This window comes from Stenotrophomonas sp. YJH_SMC_106-19, assembly GCF_059368375.1.
The window spans coordinates 860,600-878,184 of the sequence record NZ_JCAFRQ010000001.1 but is presented as its reverse complement, the minus strand read 5'-3'; the positions used below and the strand labels follow the sequence as shown (position 1 = coordinate 878,184).

At 67.1% G+C, this 17,585-nt stretch carries 12 protein-coding genes and 1 pseudogene; 11 read left to right on the top strand and 2 right to left on the bottom strand.

From position 1 onward, the window contains the following. The first annotated feature begins 210 nt into the window (after positions 1-210). The 3 genes from pyk to AC5P5M_RS03905 all read left to right on the top strand — a co-directional run bounded on the left by pyk (position 211) and on the right by AC5P5M_RS03905 (position 4,118). Entirely contained in the window at positions 211-1,677 is a 1,467-nt protein-coding gene (gene pyk / locus AC5P5M_RS03915; RefSeq protein WP_065175757.1) for a pyruvate kinase, read from the top strand. Between the two features lie 166 nt (positions 1,678-1,843). Beyond that, a complete protein-coding gene (locus AC5P5M_RS03910; RefSeq protein WP_053518502.1) occupies positions 1,844-2,848 on the top strand; it encodes a class I fructose-bisphosphate aldolase in 1,005 nt (334 codons plus the stop codon). A gap of 130 nt (positions 2,849-2,978) precedes the next feature. After that, positions 2,979-4,118 (top strand): ABC transporter substrate-binding protein, encoded by a 1,140-nt coding sequence (locus tag AC5P5M_RS03905; RefSeq protein ID WP_065175758.1) that lies wholly within the window; start codon positions 2,979-2,981, stop codon positions 4,116-4,118. 74 nt (positions 4,119-4,192) lie between these two features. On the opposite strand, the gene AC5P5M_RS03900 is transcribed toward AC5P5M_RS03905, so the two are convergent. Both AC5P5M_RS03900 and cysK read right to left on the bottom strand, forming a co-directional pair. Then, positions 4,193-4,792: an O-acetyl-ADP-ribose deacetylase gene (locus AC5P5M_RS03900; RefSeq protein WP_053517092.1), complete on the bottom strand. Its 600-nt coding sequence runs from the start codon at positions 4,790-4,792 to the stop codon at positions 4,193-4,195. 273 nt (positions 4,793-5,065) lie between these two features. Next, a complete protein-coding gene (gene cysK / locus AC5P5M_RS03895) occupies positions 5,066-6,025 on the bottom strand; it encodes a cysteine synthase A (protein ID WP_065175759.1) in 960 nt (319 codons plus the stop codon). 206 nt (positions 6,026-6,231) lie between these two features. Here cysK and AC5P5M_RS03890 point away from each other — a divergent pair, with 206 nt between their 5' ends. From AC5P5M_RS03890 to AC5P5M_RS03855, 8 genes and pseudogenes are all read left to right on the top strand, one after another. Next, positions 6,232-7,215: a LysR family transcriptional regulator gene (locus AC5P5M_RS03890; RefSeq protein ID WP_053517088.1), complete on the top strand. Its 984-nt coding sequence runs from the start codon at positions 6,232-6,234 to the stop codon at positions 7,213-7,215. A 351-nt stretch (positions 7,216-7,566) separates the two neighbouring features. Then, complete coding sequence (locus AC5P5M_RS03885) at positions 7,567-8,673, top strand: efflux RND transporter periplasmic adaptor subunit (protein ID WP_197600544.1); 1,107 nt, start codon at positions 7,567-7,569, stop codon at positions 8,671-8,673. Beyond that, on the top strand, positions 8,670-11,795 hold the full coding sequence (locus tag AC5P5M_RS03880; RefSeq protein ID WP_065181659.1) for an efflux RND transporter permease subunit: 3,126 nt from the start codon (positions 8,670-8,672) through the stop codon (positions 11,793-11,795). The genes AC5P5M_RS03885 and AC5P5M_RS03880 overlap by 4 nt, the downstream gene beginning before the upstream one ends. Beyond that, positions 11,788-12,373, top strand: a pseudogene (locus tag AC5P5M_RS03875) (GNAT family N-acetyltransferase). The gene AC5P5M_RS03880 and the pseudogene AC5P5M_RS03875 overlap by 8 nt, the downstream one beginning before the upstream one ends. A gap of 168 nt (positions 12,374-12,541) precedes the next feature. Then, positions 12,542-14,050, top strand: coding sequence for an alanine/glycine:cation symporter family protein (locus AC5P5M_RS03870; RefSeq protein ID WP_065175761.1), 1,509 nt, complete (start codon positions 12,542-12,544; stop codon positions 14,048-14,050). After that, positions 14,051-14,887 (top strand): TrmH family RNA methyltransferase, encoded by an 837-nt coding sequence (locus AC5P5M_RS03865; RefSeq protein ID WP_065175762.1) that lies wholly within the window; start codon positions 14,051-14,053, stop codon positions 14,885-14,887. Between the two features lie 246 nt (positions 14,888-15,133). Beyond that, positions 15,134-16,123 (top strand): hypothetical protein, encoded by a 990-nt coding sequence (locus AC5P5M_RS03860; protein WP_065181657.1) that lies wholly within the window; start codon positions 15,134-15,136, stop codon positions 16,121-16,123. Positions 16,124-16,132: 9 nt separating this feature from the next. Then, positions 16,133-17,584: an alanine/glycine:cation symporter family protein gene (locus AC5P5M_RS03855; RefSeq protein WP_065181656.1), complete on the top strand. Its 1,452-nt coding sequence runs from the start codon at positions 16,133-16,135 to the stop codon at positions 17,582-17,584. The last annotated feature ends 1 nt before the right edge of the window (position 17,585 follow it).

Genomic DNA, 17,585 nt, shown 5'->3' with positions numbered 1-17,585 from the left:
CTTTGACCGGTCGCGGCGTGCCATGCCCGGCGGCTTTGCCCGAAGCCCGCCGGGCATGGCCCGACGCTACCGGGCACCCTGCGCCGGCGTATGTCCGGGCGATGTCCGTTACATGTCCCGCAGAGTCAGGCGGCACAAGGTTGTAACCGCATACATGGGGCGTGAAGGATGTGCTAATTTCCGTGCTTTAACGGGAGAGGCCCATTCACCATGTTCGAGCGTCAGCGTCGCACCAAGATCCTAGCCACCCTCGGTCCGGCCACCGATCCGCCGGGCGTGCTGGAGGATCTGTTCCGCGCCGGCGTCAACGTGGTGCGCCTGAACTTCAGCCACGGTGACCCGTCCGGCCAGGCCAAGCGTGCCGCCGACGTGCGCGCCGCCGCACAGCGGGTGGGCGTGGAAGTGGGCATCCTGGCCGACCTGCCGGGCCCGAAGATCCGCATCGAACGCTTTGCCGAAGGCAAGATCCATCTCAAGGCCGGCGACCGTTTCGATCTGGTCGCCTCGCCCAACGCACCGGCCGGCGATGCCACGCAGGTGGGCGTGAGCTACCTCGGCCTGCCGCAGGACGTCGGCCCCGGTGATGTCCTGCTCCTCGATGACGGCCTGATGCAGCTGCAGGTCGTCGAGGTGCAGGGTGAGCGGATCATCAGCACCGTGCTCAACGACGGGGTGCTGTCTGATCGCAAGGGCCTGAACAAGCAGGGCGGTGGCCTGTCGCTGGGCGCGTTGACCGAGCGCGACAAGGAACTGATCGGGATCGTCGCCAAGATCGGTGTCGACTTCATCGCCGTTTCCTTCTGCCGAAATGCGCAGGACATGAACGATGCCCGCGCGATCGCCGAATCGCACGGCTGCTACGCCGCGCTGGTGTCCAAGATCGAGCGTACCGAAGCGATCGAGAACCTGGAGGAGATCGTCGAGGCCAGTGACGTGGTGATGGTGGCGCGCGGCGACCTCGGCGTGGAAATCGGCGATGCCGAACTGCCGGGCCTGCAGAAGAAGATCATCAAGGCTTCGCTGGCGCAGAACAAGGTGGTGATCACTGCCACCCAGATGCTGCAGTCGATGGTGGAAAGCCCGATCCCGACCCGCGCGGAAGTGCTGGACGTGGCCAACTCGGTGATCGACGGCACCGATGCGGTGATGCTGTCGGCCGAAACCGCTGCCGGTGCGTATCCGGTCAAGGCCGTGGAGGCGATGGCGCGCATCTGCCTGGGCGCCGAGCGCCAGTTCCAGACCGAGACCGACTTCAATGCGTCGCCGCGCAACCTGGAGCGCGCCGACCAGGCCATCGCGATGGCGACCATGTTCCTGTCCCAGCACGTGGGCGTGCGGGCCATCGTGGCCATGACCGAGTCCGGCGGTACCGCGCGCTACCTGTCGCGCTTCCGTGCCAAGGCACCGGTGTTCGCGGTGACCCGCCATGACGGCGCACGCCGGCAGATGGCGCTGATGCGCGATGTGTTTCCGATCAATTTCGACAGCCGTGGCCTGACCCCGCGCGAAGCCGCACGTGGCAGCATCCGCCTGCTGGTCGAATCGGATCTGCTGCAGGCCGGCGATCGGGTGGTGTTCACCAGCGGTGAGCACATGGAAACCCACGGTGCGACCAACACCCTGCGCCTGCTCGAGGTGGGCGAAGACGGTCGCGCCAGCGGTCTGGGCGATCTGTAACCGCTGCGGAACCGGGTCGGAGCCCCACCGGGGCTCTGACCGGAACGCCGCAGGACAGCGCCTGTCCTGAACGGACATTGGAATCGTTTCCAGTCTGGCCTCCACGTCGAGGCCACGGGCTGCGGGGCTATACTTACGTTTTTCCCGCACCCGCCACAGGAAGTACATGAGCATCGAACAGCTGGCTGAAACCGCCCAGGCCATGGTTGCCCCGGGCAAGGGCATCATCGCGATCGACGAATCCACCGGTACCATCGCCAAGCGCTTCGCCGGCGTGGGCATCGAGAACACCGAGGAGAACCGTCGCGCCTATCGCGAACTGCTGCTGACCACGCCGAAGCTCAACGAGCACATTTCCGGCGCCATCCTGTACGACGAAACCATCCGCCAGTCGACCAAGGACGGCGTGCCGTTCGCCAAGTACATGGCCGACCACGGCATGATTCCGGGCATCAAGGTGGACAAGGGTGCGCATCCGCTGGCCGGCTGCCCGGGCGAGCTGGTGACCGAAGGCCTGGACGGCCTGCGCGAGCGCCTGCAGGAGTATTACAAGCTGGGTGCGCGCTTTGCCAAGTGGCGTGCGGTCATCAACATCGGCGAGAGCATTCCGTCGGGCACCTGCATCGAATCCAACGCCCATGCGCTGGCCCGCTACGCCGCGCTGTGCCAGGAATGCGGCCTGGTGCCGATGGTCGAGCCGGAAGTGATCATGGACGGCGACCACGACATCGAGACCTGCTACGAAGTCACCGAAGCCACCCTGCGTTCGCTGTTCGACGCCCTGTACCAGCAGAACGTGCTGCTGGAAGGCACCATCCTGAAGGCTTCGATGGTCATCTCGGGCAAGGACTGCGAAGAGCAGGCCGACGTCGAGGAAGTGGCCGAGTCCACCGTGATGTGCCTGAAGAGCACCGTGCCGGCGATCCTGCCGGGCGTGGTGTTCCTGTCCGGCGGCCAGAGCGATGAACAGTCCACCGCCCACCTCAATGCGATGAACCAGCTGGGCAACCTGCCGTGGCCGCTGAGCTTCTCCTACGGCCGTGCCATGCAGCAGGCGGCACTGAAGCTGTGGGCCAAGGATATGAAGGGCAACTACGCCGCCGCGCAGAAGACCGTGTTCGAGCGCGCCAAGGAAAACGGCCTGGCTGCACTGGGCAAGTGGAACGGTTGATCGGTTCCATCGCAGGATGAACAGGGCAACGCCGGCCTCACGCCGGCGTTTGCTTTTGCGGGTATCTTTTCCGCCTCCCGCGGGCCCGGCCGGCCCGGGGGACACACATGGAAGGCCAAGGAGAAAAAACATGCGTTTGGCAGCAATCACGCTGGCCGTTGCTACGGTCCTCGCCGCAGGCGGTTGCAACCGCTCCGGCAGCAATGCGGATGTGGGCAAGGCCCCGTCGCTCGAGTTCGACAAGCCCGTTTCCGGCGAGATCACCTCGCGCAGCGGCATCAATTTCAATGACGGCAGCCACCACCAGCTGTACCAGATCACGCTGGAGGACAAGCAGCTGGTAGGCATGAAGCTGACCGGTGCCCTCAGTGGCTCGATTGCCGTGTTCAACAATGGCAGCCTGGTCGCCAGCAGCCGCACCGGCTATGAGCGCAGCGGGGATGTATCGCTGGCGTTCCGCGCCAACGGCGCCGGCACCTACCAGGTGGCGGTCAACGCCGACAGCCCGACCGCCTACGGCCCGTATCGCCTGCGGGTGGAGAAGCTGGTGCCCTACGACGGCAAGCCCATCGCAGGCAGTGGCGAAGTCGTCGACATGCTGGTATCCGGATCGCAGGACTACACCCTGCAGGTGGACAAGGCCGGCCTCTATGAAGTCAACCTGTCGTCCGATGCGTTCGATACCGTGCTGAAGCTGAAGGGCGGCGAGATCGACGCGGAGAACGACGATGGCGGTGACAGCACCAATTCGCGCCTCTCGCTGCCGTTGCAGCCCGGCAAGTACACGCTGGGCGTGCGCGGGCTGGACGACGATGCGTCCGGCACCTTCAAGCTGACCGTTGCCCGCACCGAGCTGCCGGGCAACATCGTCGAGCGCGATGGTACCCAACTGCCGCAGTCGGGCAGCGTGTTCACCATGCTCGACAGCGAAGGTCGCCGTCGCTTCCTGCTGACACTGGAGCGTCCGGGCGACGTTCGCCTGGATGCGATCTCCGGTCAGGTGGACACCGTGCTGCGTGTGGTCGGCGGTGACGTCGAGCTGGTCGACGACGACGGCGGCAACGGCACCAACGCGCGTCTGCAGGAATCGTTGCCGGCCGGTCATTACACCGTCGATGTTTCCAGCCTCAGCGACGAGCAGGGCCTGGTCGAGGTGCGCGTGCAGATCGATGGCGCCAGCGCTGCCGGCGCCGCGGCGTCGGCGGCCCGCGCAGCGGCGGATGCGGCGGCCGTGCCGGATGACGCCGCAGTCGACGCGGCCAGCCGCTGACGCGTCCAGGGGCACTGCCGCAATGAAAAGGCCGGGCATTGCCCGGCCTTTTCTTCAGTGCCGCCGCCCCGTGTTCAATGCGCGGCAGCGAAGCCGGTATCGCCCAGTGGCGGCAGCAGCGTGCCGCGCACTTCGTTGTCCGCGTTCTGCCCGGCACTGGCCAGGGCCTGCTGATACGCCTTGGCCGTGGCGGTATTGAAAGCAACCAGCACGATCCGCATCGGCTGTGCATGGCTGCGTTGCCACGCCAGGGTTTCCGTCACGGCGATCTGCGCGGCCTGGTACAGCGGATAGCCGTACACGCCACAACTGATGGCCGGGAACGCGATCGACTGCACCCCGAGCGATTCGGCCAGCTGCAGCGACTTCCAGTAGCAGTTGGCCAGCAGCGCGGGTTCATCGCGCAGGCCGTCGTGCCAGACCGGGCCCACCGTGTGCAGCACGTGCCGCGCCGGCAATGCATGGGCGCCGGTGGCGCGCACTTCACCGGTCGGGCAGCGCACGCCTGGGCGCAGTTCCGGCAGTTGCCGGCATTCGGCCAGCAGGCCGGGGCCGGCGGCACGGTGGATCGCACCGTCCACTCCGCCGCCGCCCAGCAGCGATTCATTGGCCGCGTTGACGATCGCATCCACCGCCAGGGTCGTGATGTCGCCCTGCCACACTTCGATCTTCATGCGTCCGTCTCCTGCCTGTCGGATGTTCCGCGCAGTACCTGCGGCGGCTGTACCCAGCGTAGGGGACAGGCCATCGATGCTGCGTCATGACCGTCTCACGCGCTGCGATCCGACGGTCTTCACGCACGATGGCGGTCGCCACCTTCACGCAGGCTGAAGCAGAAAGGGGTCAGATCCTTTTCCGTATGGAAAAGGCTCTGACCCCATGTTTCCGAGGTGCGCCGGCAGGGTCAGAGCCCTCTCCCGGACGGGAAAGGGATCCGACCCTGTGCATCACGGCAGGCCGGCCAGCCAGTCGTCGTCGGAACCTTCGTTCACGTCGGCGAACAGGGGCGTGGAGAAGTAGCGCTCGCCGGTATCCGGAAGCATCGCCAGGATCACCGAACCCGGCTCGGCGCGGCTGGCCACATCCAGCGCGCTGGCGACCGTGGCGCCGGCGGAGATGCCGACGAAGATGCCTTCCTCAGCGGCCAGCCGGCGTGCGGTGGCGATGGCGCGTTCGTCGTCCACGCTCAGCAGCTCGTCCACCACGTCGCGGTTGAGCACGTCCGGCACGAAGTCCGGCGTCCAGCCCTGGATCTTGTGCGGCTTCCAGTCATCGCCCTTGAGCAGCGCGGCGCCGGCTGGCTCGGTGGCGATGATGCGGGTCTGCGGCCGTGCGACCTTCAGCACCTCGCCGACACCGGTGAGGGTTCCGCCGGTTCCCCAGCCGCTGACGAAATAGTCCAGGCGCCTGCCGGCGAAGTCGCGCAGGATCTCCGCCGCCGTCGTGTTGCGGTGGTAGGCCGGGTTGGCCGGATTGGCGAACTGGCTGGCGAGGAACCAGCCATGCTGTTCGGCCAGTTCGCGCGCCTTGCGCACCATGCCGCTGCCACGTTCCGCCGCCGGGGTCAGGATCACCTTGGCGCCATAGGCACGCATCAGCTTGCGGCGTTCCACCGAGAACGTCTCGACCATGGTCGCCACGAACTTGTAGCCACGGGCGGCGGCCACCATCGCCAGCGCCACGCCGGTGTTGCCCGAGGTGGCTTCGACGATGGTGTCACCCGGCTTGAGCAGGCCACGGGCCTCGGCGTCGAGGATGATCGCCAGCGCCAGGCGGTCCTTGACCGAACCGCCGGGATTGAACGACTCGACCTTGGCGTAGAGGCTGACCTGCGGCGGCGCCAGGCGCTGCAGCTTGACGATGGGGGTGTTGCCGACGGTGTCGAGGATGGAGTCGTACAGGGCCATGGAAGCGCTCCGGAGGCGGGGCCACGCCAGGACGGCGGGCGGAAGAGGGAGGGCTGGCTGTTCACGCCAGCGGCTGCCGGCTGACCGTAGCGCCGGCATATGACGCCCGGAAATGACCAGATGCCTTTCTTAAACAACCTTTGGTTATAAGCTGGTGACGGTAATTGACCCTAGAGTGGACCTCCGCCCCTGCTGCCTGCCCGCCCATGACGCTGACCCAGCTGCGCTATCTGGTCGCCATCGCCGACGCCGAGCTGAACATCACGCTGGCTGCCTCGCGCGTGCACGCCACCCAACCCGGCCTGTCCAAGCAGCTCAAGCAGCTGGAGGACGAGCTGGGCTTCCTGTTGTTCGTACGCAAGGGTCGCAGCCTGGAGTCCGTTACCCCGGCCGGTACCGAGGTGATCTCCCGCGCGCGCGCCGTGCTGGCCGAGGCCAACAACATCCGCACCTACGCGGCCAACCAGCGTCGCGAAAGCCAGGGCCAGCTGATCCTGACCACCACCCATACCCAGGCGCGCTTCGTGCTGCCGCCGGCGGTGGCGGCGATCAAGCAGGCGTATCCGCAGGTCAGCGTGCACCTGCAGCAGGCCGCCGAAGCCGATGCGCTGGATCGGTTGAACCAGGGTGATGCGGACATCGCCATCATCAGTACGGCCGGTGGGGAGCCTGGCGATGGCATCGCCGTACCGTTGTTCCGCTGGCGGCGGCTGGTGGTGGTGCCCAAGGGCCATCCGCTGGATCGCGCGGGCCGCGCACCGGACCTGGCGGCGCTCGCCCGCCAGCCGCTGATCAGCTATGAATCGTCCACGCGCCCGAACTCGTCGCTGCAGCGTGCCTTTGCTGCCAACGGGCTGGTTCCGGATCTGGCGCTGACTGCGCTGGACGCCGATCTGATCAAGACCTATGTCCGTACCGGTCTGGGTGTGGGCCTGCTGGCCGAAATGGCGGTCAGTTCCCTCGACGAAGACCTCAAGGCATGGCCGGCACCCGCTCCGATCGCCGAGTGCATCGCCTGGGCGGTGCTGCCGCGTGACCGCGTGCTGCGCGATTACGCGCTGGAGCTGGTGCATGTGTTGGCGCCACAGATCGATCCGCGGGACCTGCGCCGGGTGCTGGACGGCAACCAGGTGGCCGCGTGGCCGCTGCCGCCGACCTGGGAATCGCTGACCCAGACCATCACGGTGTGAGGGTGCTCGGGCAGGGCTGCGCCCTGCACCTGCGAAGAACTGGCGCAACAGCAACAACGCGGCCAGGCCCCGATGGATCGGCCGCGGAGAGGAACAACCGGATCGGATCCCCGCCAGGATCCGACCCGGTCCGACGCCCTCCGCCGGACCTGTCCGACTCTACGGCAGCCGCACGCCCAGCGGTCGCCCGGATACATCCCGACATACGCCGACACCGCCGCACAGACCCTTGCATGGAACGGGTTCAGGCCGCTATCGCGACGCCGGTTCCACGCCGGTAAACGCTTGGCATATACCGCCTTCGCGGGGGGATGCCTACACTCGGCGGCCGTGGATCAATCAGGACCGTTCATGTTGGCTCGTATCGCTTCGACCCTGGCCCTTGGCCTCAGCCTGGCCGTCCTGGCCGGGTGCGCAGGCAAACAGGAGGCCGCCGCGCGACGGCAGGGGGAAGCGGTGCCGGTCACCGCGCAGATCGTGCAGCCCACGCAATGGAACGACACCCTGCAGGCGCTGGGTACGGCCAAGGCGCGGGAGTCGATCAGCGTCACCGCCAAGGTCAGTGAGATCGTGGAGAAGGTGCACTTCGAAAGCGGCCAGCAGATCGCTGCGGGTGCGCCGATCGTGACTCTGCGTGGCCAGGCCCAGGAAGCGGCGCTGGTGCAGGCGCAGGCCACCTTCCACGAGGCCGACCAGCTGTACCGCCGGCAGCGCGAACTGGCCACGCAGCGGCTGGTGTCCAGCGCCACGCTGGATACGCAGAAGTCGATCCGCGATGCCGCCGAGGCCCGTGTCGCGCAGATGCAGGCCGACATCGGCGACCGTCGTGTGCGTGCGCCGTTCGCAGGCGTGCTGGGTATCCGCCAGGTCAGCCCTGGCACGCTGCTGACGCCGACCACGGTGATTGCCACCCTGGACGACATCGAGCGCATGCACGTCGATTTCCAGGTGCCCGAAGTGGAACTGGCCGCGCTTTCGGCGGGCGACAAGGTCAGCGCGACCAGCGTCGCGTGGCCGGGGCGCACGTTCGAAGGAGAGGTCACCACCATCGATGCACGTATCGACCCGGCCACCCGCGCGGTGACCGTGCGGGCCGACTTCGCCAACGCCGACCATGCGCTGCGCCCGGGCATGCTGCTCGATGTGCGCCTGTTCCGCCCCGAGCGCCCGGCGCTGGTGATCCCGGAGATCGCGGTGGTGCAGGTGGGCCGTGACAGTTTCGTGTACCGCATCGGCGCCGACGACACCGTCGAGCGCGTGGACGTGGTCACCGGCGCGCGCCGTGCGGGCGTGGTCGAGATCAAGCAGGGGCTGGCCGCCGGTCAGCGCATCGTGGTCGACGGCACCGGCAAGCTGCGCCCGGGTCTGAAGGTGGCCGCCCGTGATGCGGCGCCGGCCAGCGGTGCCAAGCCTGCCGATGCGCCTGCGCCGGTCGCGACCGAGGAACACGGCGGATGAAGCTGTCCGACGTTTCCATTCAGCGGCCGGTGTTCGCCGTAGTGATGAGCCTGCTGCTGCTGGTGCTGGGCATCATGTCCTTCACCCGCCTCACGCTGCGCGAACTGCCGGCCATCGACCCGCCCATCGTGTCGGTCTCGGTCGACTACACCGGTGCCTCGGCAGCGGTCATCGAAAGCCGGATCACCCAGGTGCTGGAAGATGCGCTCGCCGGCATTGAAGGCATCGATACCATCAACGCGCGCAGCACCAACGGCCGCTCGCAGGTCAGCATCGAGTTCACCTCCAATCGCGATATCGAGGCCGCGGCCAATGATGTGCGCGACGCCGTCAGCCGGGTTGCCGACCGCATGCCGGAAGAGGCGCGCCCGCCGGAGATCGCCAAGGTCGAGAGCGATGCCGATCCGATCATCTGGTTCAACATGGTCTCCTCGACCATGGATACGCTGGAGCTGAGCGACTACGCCGACCGCTATGTGGTCGACCGCTTTTCCAGCCTCGATGGCGTCGCCCAGGTCCGTATCGGTGGTCGCCAGCGCTATGCGATGCGCATCTGGCTGGACCGCGATCAGCTGGCTGCGCGTGGACTGACCACCGGTGATGTGGAAACCGCGCTGCGCAACGAGAACGTGGAACTGCCCGCCGGGCGCATCGAATCCACCGACCGCGATTTCACCCTGCGCGTGGAACGCAATTACATCAAGCCCGAAGACTTCGCGACCATCCCGCTGGGCAAGGGCAGCGACGGTTACGTCGTGCGCATGGGCGACGTGGCGAAGATCGAGCTGGCGTCGGCCGAGCGCCGCGCCTATTACCGCAGCAATGGCGAGCCGGGCATCGGCCTGGGCATCGTCAAGACCTCCACCGCGAACTCGCTGGACGTCGCGCGCACCGCGCGCGCCGAAGCCGAGCGGGTCGCGTTGACGCTGCCCAAGGGCACGCAGATCTTCGTTGCCTTCGACAACACCACCTTCATCGAAGCGGCCGTCGATCGCGTCTATGCCACATTGGTGGAGGCGATGATCCTCGTGCTGGCGGTGATCTGGCTGTTCCTCGGCAGCTTCCGCGCAGCGCTGATTCCGGCCGTGACGGTACCGGTGTGCCTGGTGGCCGCATTCATCGCACTGTACGCGTTCGATTTCTCGATCAACCTGCTGACATTGCTTGCGCTGGTGCTGTGCATCGGCCTGGTGGTCGACGATGCGATCGTGGTGGTGGAGAACGTGCAGCGCCGGATCGATCTGGGTGAGCCGCCGCTGGTGGCGTCCAAGCGCGGTACCACGCAGGTGGCCTTCGCGGTGATCGCGACCACCGCGGTGCTGGTGGCGGTGTTCCTGCCGGTCGGTTTCCTCGAGGGCAACACCGGACGCCTGTTCCGCGAGCTGGCGGTGGCGCTGGCCGCGGCCGTGGCGCTGTCCGCGTTCGTGGCGTTGACGCTGACACCGATGATGGCCTCCAAACTGCTCAAGCCGCATACCGGGCAGGCGCCGCGTGGCCTGCATGGCTTCGTCAACCGCAACCTGGAGCGGCTGGCCGGCGCCTATGGCCGCATCCTGCAGCGCCACGTCGATCGCACCTGGATCTACCTGCTGGTGATGGCGGCGGCATTGGCTGCCAGCTGGCTGCTGATCAAGGTGCTGCCCTCGGAACTGGCGCCAGCCGAAGACCGTGGCTCGTTCCAGATCATGATCGACGGCCCGGAAGGCGCAGGCTACGACTACACCGTGCAGCAGGTGCAGCAGGTCGAAGCGATGCTGGCGCCCCACGTCGGAGCGGACAAGCCGATCGTGCGCGCCAACCCGCGCGTGCCCGGTGGCTGGGGCGCAAGCGAGGAAATGCACACCGGCCGGGTGAGCATCTTCCTGCAGCCGTGGCGCCAGCGCAGCGAAGGCACCCCGGAGGTCGCCAATGAGCTGCAGAAGGAGCTGGACACCATCCAGGGCGTGCGCGTGCGCACGCAGGTCGGCGGTGGCCTGGTCCGCAGCGGCGGCCAGCCCTTCCAGATCGTGCTGGGAGGCCCGGAGTACGCCGAGATCGCGCAGTGGCGCGACCGCATCCTGCTGCGCATGGCCGACAATCCCGGCCTGGTCGGCCCCGACTCGGACTACAAGGAAACCCGCCCGCAGATGCGGGTGAACATCGACCGCCAGCGCGCGGCCGACCTGGGCGTGCCGGTCACCGCAATCGGCTCGGCGCTGGAAACGATGATGGGCTCGCGTCGCGTCACCACCTTCGTCGACAACGGCGAAGAGTACGACGTGCTGGTCCAGGCGGGCCGCGACGGACGCGCCACGCCGGCCGATCTGGCCGCGATCCGCGTGCGTGCCACCTCCGGTGAGCTGGTGCCCTTGTCGAACCTGGTCACCCTGAGCGAGGTTGCCGAGGCAGGCACCTTGAACCGCTTCAACCGCCTGCGCTCGATCACCATCAGCGCAGGCCTTGCGCCGGGCTACCCGTTGGGCGAGGCCATTGCCTGGGCACAGAACGTCGCGCGCGAGGAGCTGCCGCAGTACGCGCAGGTGAACTGGAAGGGCGAGTCGCGCGAGTACCAGAGCGCGGGCGGTGCGGTCCTGCTGACCTTCGCCATGGCCCTGCTGGTGGTGTACCTGGTGCTGGCCGCACAGTTCGAGAGCTTCATCCATCCGCTGACGATCATGCTGACGGTACCGCTGGGCGTGCTCGGCGCGCTGGTCGGCCTGTGGTTGAGCGGGGGCACAGTGAACCTGTTCAGCCAGATCGGCATCGTGATGCTGGTCGGCCTGGCGGCGAAGAACGGCATCCTGATCGTCGAGTTCGCCAACCAGCTGCGTGACGACGGCCGCAGCGTGCGCGAGGCGATCATCGAATCATCGATGGTGCGCCTGCGTCCGATCCTGATGACCTCCATCGCCACCGTGGTCGGCGCGATTCCGCTGGTGGTGGCCGGTGGACCGGGTTCGGCGAGCCGTGGCACGATCGGTATCGTGATCATCTTCGGCGTCACCCTGTCCACCTTCCTGTCGCTGTTCGTGGTGCCGGCGTTCTACGCACGGCTGGCCCCGTACACGCGCTCGCCGGAAGCAGTGAAGCGCGAGCTGGAAAAGCAGGAAGCAGCGTCGCCCTCGGTGGGCGGGCATGCCTGACCGTTGCGTCGACGGGGTCGGATCCCTTTCCCCGCAGGAAAGGGCCCCGACCCCAGTGCTGCGCGGCGACGGTTTCCAGCTGCGTCCATGGCGCGGCGGCGACCTCGAATCGCTGCTGCGTCATGCCAACGATGCCGAGGTGTCACGCGGCCTGCGCGATCGCTTCCCCTATCCCTACACACGTGAGGACGGTGAGGCGTTCCTTGCCGGTCGCGTGTTGACCCCGGGCACCCTGGCACTGGCCATCGAGATCGACGGCCAGGCCTGCGGCAGCATCGGTGCCCAAGCCGGGCGTGGCCGAGCGTGGGCATACCGCCGAGCTGGGCTACTGGCTTGGTCGGGCGTACTGGGGGCGGGGCATCATGACCCGCGTGGTGGGCGTCTTCGCGCCGTGGGTGATGGACGAACTGCGCCTGTTCAGGCTTCAGGCCACCGTGGTGGACTTCAATCTGGGGTCGGCCCGGGTGCTGGAAAAGAACGGTTTCCACGAAGAGGGCGTGGAGCGCTGCGCCATCTACAAGCGCGGCACCCTGCATGACCTGCGCCGGTTCGCGCGGGTGCGCACCCAGCTGCCCTGAACGGCGCCGGGCATGGCCCGGCGCTACCCGCGGCGGAACCGGTAGCGCCGGGCCATGCCCGGCGGATGCCTTCCGGCGCTATCGCAGCGACCTTCGATCAGGGAGAATCGACCGGTCCCTTCCAGCCGACGGGACGTCCATTCACCCCGCCGACTGGAGAGAGCGCGCGTGGAAGCTACCGTACATTTCGTCAACAGCATCATCTGGAGCAAGGCACTGATCTTCGTGTGCCTGGCGGCCGGCCTTTATTTCAGCGTCCGCACCCGCTTCATGCAGATCCGCGGCTTCGTGGAAATGTGCCGCCTCACCGTCAAGGGCGAAAAGTCCGACGCCGGCGTTTCTTCGTTCCAGGCACTGGCCATGTCCATGGCCGGGCGCATGGGTATCGGCAACATCGCCGGCGTGGCCACGGCCATCGCCTTCGGTGGCCCCGGTGCGATCTTCTGGATGTGGGTGATGGGCTTCCTCGGTGCATCCACCTCGTATGTGGAATGCACCCTGGCGCAGATCTACAAGACCAAGGATGCCGAAGGCCGCTACCGTGGCGGCCCGGCGTACTACATTGAAAAGGCGATGGGCCTGAAGTGGTATGCCATGGCCTTCGCCATCGCCACGATCATCGCCGCCGGCTTCCTGATGCCGGGCGTGCAGGCCAATGCCATCGCCGACAGCATCATCAATGCCTGCCGTGGCGGTGCGCTGTGCGGGCCGCTGGATGGCCAGGCCTTCGGCATGGAATCGGTTGCCGCGCTCAAGCTCGGCATCGGCATCGTGGTCGCGCTGCTGCTGGGCGTGGTGATCTTCGGCGGCGTCAAGCGCATCGCCACCTTCGCCGAGATCGTGGTGCCGTTCATGGCGGCGGCCTTCATCCTGATGGCCATCGTCATCATGATCCTCAATGCCGACCAGGTGCCGGAGATGTTCGGCATCATCTTCAACAGCGCGTTCGGCACCCATGCGGCGTTCGGCGCGATGATGGGCCTGGCGATCGAATGGGGCGTCAAGCGCGGCATCTACGCCAACGAAGCGGGACAGGGCTCCGGCCCGCACGCGGCAGCGGCGTCGGAAGTCTCGCATCCGGCCAAGCAGGGCTACGTGCAGGCGTTCGCGATCTACTTCGACACCATGATGGTGTGCACCGCCACCGCGTTCCTGATCCTGGCCAGCGGTACCTACAACGTGTACTCGCCGGTGGAAGGCGCGGCTCCGGTGTTCCAGGGCCTGGCCGGCATTCCGGAAGGGGCGGGCTACGCGCAGGCCGGCGTTGAAGCCGTGCTGCCGGGCTGGGGCGCGTCGTTCGTCTCGCTGGCGATCTTCTTCTTCGCCTTCACCACCATCATGGCGTACTACTACATGGCCGAGACCAATCTCAGCTATGTGAACCACAACAAGCACCGTCCGCTGACCGTGTTGTGTCTGCGCCTGGGCATCATCGCCATGGTGGTGTTCGGTGCGTTCCACAACGCGACCCTGGCCTGGGGCCTGGGTGACATCGGCGTGGGCCTGATGGCCTGGCTGAACATCATCGCCATCTTCATCATCCAGAAGCCCGCGATGCTGGCGCTGCGCGATTACGAACGACAGAAGAAGCTGGGCCTGGATCCGACGTTCGATCCCGATGCACTGGGCATCCGGAACGCCGATTTCTGGCGCCAGCGCAAGCAGGAGAACGTGTAAGTGAACAACCCCTGGAACAACCGCCGCCCGTCCGCTCGTCCGCCGCGCGCCACACCGTTGCCGCGCACGGACCTGCCGGCAACGGGCGGCGGTGGACGCGGAGGCAGCGATGAGCTGCGCCTGTACGGCCTGAATGCCGTGCTGGCCGCGTTCGCAGCGCGGCCGCAGGCACTGCGCAAGCTGTATCTGCTGGAGGCCCGGATTCCGCGCCTGCAGCCGCTGTTGAAGTGGTGCGTGGCCAACCGCGTGGGTTACCGCGTGGTCGAGGAAGGCGATCTGAACAAGCTGGCCGGCACCACCCACCACGAAGGCGTGGTGGCCGACGTGCTGCGTGCGCCGACCGTGCCGCTGGCGCAGTGGCTGCAGCAGATCGGCGAAGGCCCGTCACTGGCGCTGTGGCTGGATGGCGTAGGCAATCCGCACAACCTCGGCGCGATCCTGCGTTCGGCGGCGCACTTCGGCGCGAAGGCGCTGCTGTTGCCGGCCGGCAGCACGCTGGCGCTGTCCGGTGCGGCTGCCCGCGTGGCCGAAGGCGGTGCCGAAGCGGTGCCGCTGGTGCAGCTGCCTGCGACCCCGCAGGCGATGGCCCAGCTGCGCGATGCTGGCTTCGGTCTGGCGGCCACACTCGTCGATGGCGGTGACGATGTATTCCGCACGTCGCTTCCGGCGCGTCTGGTCTACGTCATGGGCGCCGAAGGCGAGGGGATGGACCGCGACCTGGCCGGTGAATGTGACCTGCAGGTCTCCATTCCCGGCAGTGGCGCGGTGGAGAGCCTCAATGTGGCCTCGGCCACCGCAGTGCTGCTGGCGCAGTGGGCGAGCCGTCGCGACGGCTGACGGACCGGTCGCCGCCATCGGCTGCCAGGACCCGGCCCCCGTGGCCGGGTATCTTTTGCGCGATGTGCCGGCGGGACCACCGCGGACGTCGCGCAGCGTCAAGGCGGCTTAAGGCGGATTGCGTCGTCTTGCGTTGCGTACAGCCTGATTTTTCCGATCAAGCATGCTTTTGAAACTTGCCTCATTGTTGCGCCCTCTTGCTCGACGCAGGTTGGAGTTCCATTCCTGTCAGGCAAGGTGTTCCACATGCATGGTCGTCATCGTTGCGCCCTCGGCGCGCTCCTCTCGCTGTCAAGCCTGCTTGCGCCCGTCGATGCGCATGCCAGCGCACGCAGTCTGGAAGGCGTCAATTTCACGGGTCCGCTGATCACCCCGAATCCGGCCGGCATGCCGAAGGGGCACGGCTACATCGAACCCTATCTGGTACGTGTCGACAGCCGTGATCACTTCGATGACCGTGGCCAGCGCCAGCGCAGCGGTGAACGTAGTGGCGGCTGGACGGTGGTGGTGCCCATCGCCTATGGATTGGGTGAGCGGATCACCGGCCAGGTCAACCTGAGCGCGTCGCGCGCCGAATCCGGTGCCGCCCACAGCCAGGGTTTCCGCGCGGGTGACACCACTGCGCGCCTGCAGTATCTGCTGCAGGCGGCCAATGCGGATGGCACCCGGCCCGCGGTTTCAGTAGCGCTCGTGCAGCGCTTCAGCACGGGCAGCCATGACCGCATCACCGGCAATCCGCTCGACGCGCAGGGTGACGGCGTGCAGCGTACCGTTGCCGCGCTGGGCGTGCAGCAGGTGGTGTGGCTGGGCAACGAGCGGCCACTGCGCTGGCGTGCCCAGCTCAGCGCGGGTCCGGCGCCTTCCCGCACGGCCCTCACCGGTGCCAGCGTGTACGGTACCGCCGCGGGCTTCCAGGGCCACATCGCGCGCGGTTCGGTACTGGGCCTGTCGATCGGCGCCGAATACAGCGTCAACCCCCGCTGGGTGGCGGTGATGGAAGTGGCGGCCAGCCGCGAGACCCGGCAACGCCTCAGCGGCTTCGCTCCCGGCGCGGACGGCGCCATCGCGCGCGTCGACGAATGGCGCCCGGCCAGCCGTACGCTGACTTTCGCCCCCGCGTTGCAGTACCACTTCAGTCCCTCGCTTGGCCTGATCGCCGGCGTGGAGGTCACGGTGGCCGGCCGCAATGCCGCCCGCCTCATCAGCCCCCAGGTCGCCCTGGGCATGTCCTTCTGAGGGGGCACGATGAACGTCGAATCGATCGTCAATGCCCTTCTCGGCGTGGTGTGGAGCCCTTACCTGGTGGTGCTGTGCCTGCTCGCCGGCCTGTACTTCAGCGTGCGCACCCGCTTCATCCAGCTGCGCGCGCTGCCTGACATGCTGCGCCTGGTGTTCCGCCATGAGCGGTCCGATGCAGGGGTGTCCCCGTTCCAGGCGTTGTCCCTGTCGCTGTCCAGCCGGGTGGGCGTTGGCAATATCGCCGGTGTAGCGATGGCCATCGCCTTCGGTGGTCCCGGTGCGATCCTGTGGATGTGGGTTGTCGCTTTCCTGGGTGCGTCCAGCGCCTTCATCGAATCGACGCTGGCGCAGATCTACAAGGATCGCGACGCCGGTGGCCAGTATCGGGGTGGCCCGGCCTACTACATCGAGAAGGGACTGGGCCAGCGCTGGTATGCGGTACTGTTTGCACTGGTCGCCGTGCTGGCCGGCGCGATGCTGGCGGGTACGCAGTCCAATGCGATCACCAGCGCGGTGAATGAAGCCTGGGACGTACCGGTCGTGTTCACCACCGGCGTACTGCTGGTTGCGCTGGGTGCCATCCTTGTCGGCGGTGTACGCCGCATCGCCGGTGTCGCCCAGTGGCTGGTACCGCTGATGGCCATCGCCTATCTGCTGGTGGCCGCGATGGTAATGGTGCTCAACGCGGACAAAGTGCCGGAGGTCGCAGCGCTGGTGCTGCGCAGTGCCTTCGGCATGGATGCAGCGTTCGGCGCCATGATCGGCACGGCGATCCAGTGGGGCGTGCGCCGCGGCGTGCTGTCCAACGAAGCCGGCATGGGCAGTGGTGCGCACCCGGCGGCCGCAGCGGAGGTCTCCCATCCGGTCAAGCAGGGCCTGGTGCAGTCGTTCTCGGTCTATATCGACACGATGGTGGTGTGCAGTGCGACCGCCTTCCTCATTCTGTCGACCGGCCTGTACAACGTCTACGCCCCGGCGGTGAACGGCATTCCGGATGATGCGCGTCTGCTGCTGGGCAATCTGCCGGGCGTCGAGGCCGGACCGCGTTTCGTGCAGCACGCGGTGGAGTCGGCATTGCCGGGCTTCGGCCGTTCATTCGTGGCGTTGGCCATCCTGCCCTTTGCGTTCACCACCATCCTGGCGCTGTACTACATGGCCGAGACCAACATCAGTTACCTGTGCCGGGACCGCCCGATGCCGTGGGTGATGGGCGGGTTCCAGCTGCTGTTCCTGCTGGCCACCGGCTACTCGGCGCTGAACAGTGCCACGGTCGCCTGGTCGCTGGGGGATATCGGCGTGGGCCTGATGAGCTGGTTGAACATCCTCGCCATCCTGCTGCTGCAGAAGCCGGCGCTGGCCGCGCTGCGCGATTACGAGCACCACCGTCGCTTGGGGACGGATCCCCTGTTCGATCCGCACCGGCTTGGTGTTCGCAACACCTGCGCGTGGGAACGGTAAT

Excerpts from the sequence above, each read along its gene's own strand:
- cysK (WP_065175759.1), bottom strand. The coding sequence starts at position 6,025 with ATGGCCCTGTACGACTCCATCCTCGACACCGTCGGCAACACCCCCATC.
- AC5P5M_RS03855 (WP_065181656.1), top strand. The coding sequence starts at position 16,133 with ATGAACGTCGAATCGATCGTCAATGCCCTTCTCGGCGTGGTGTGGAGC.
- AC5P5M_RS03900 (WP_053517092.1), bottom strand. The coding sequence starts at position 4,792 with ATGAAGATCGAAGTGTGGCAGGGCGACATCACGACCCTGGCGGTGGAT.
- pyk (WP_065175757.1), top strand. The coding sequence starts at position 211 with ATGTTCGAGCGTCAGCGTCGCACCAAGATCCTAGCCACCCTCGGTCCG.
- AC5P5M_RS03885 (WP_197600544.1), top strand. The coding sequence starts at position 7,567 with ATGTTGGCTCGTATCGCTTCGACCCTGGCCCTTGGCCTCAGCCTGGCC.
- AC5P5M_RS03905 (WP_065175758.1), top strand. The coding sequence starts at position 2,979 with ATGCGTTTGGCAGCAATCACGCTGGCCGTTGCTACGGTCCTCGCCGCA.
- AC5P5M_RS03910 (WP_053518502.1), top strand. The coding sequence starts at position 1,844 with ATGAGCATCGAACAGCTGGCTGAAACCGCCCAGGCCATGGTTGCCCCG.
- AC5P5M_RS03860 (WP_065181657.1), top strand. The coding sequence starts at position 15,134 with ATGCATGGTCGTCATCGTTGCGCCCTCGGCGCGCTCCTCTCGCTGTCA.
- AC5P5M_RS03890 (WP_053517088.1), top strand. The coding sequence starts at position 6,232 with ATGACGCTGACCCAGCTGCGCTATCTGGTCGCCATCGCCGACGCCGAG.
- AC5P5M_RS03880 (WP_065181659.1), top strand. The coding sequence starts at position 8,670 with ATGAAGCTGTCCGACGTTTCCATTCAGCGGCCGGTGTTCGCCGTAGTG.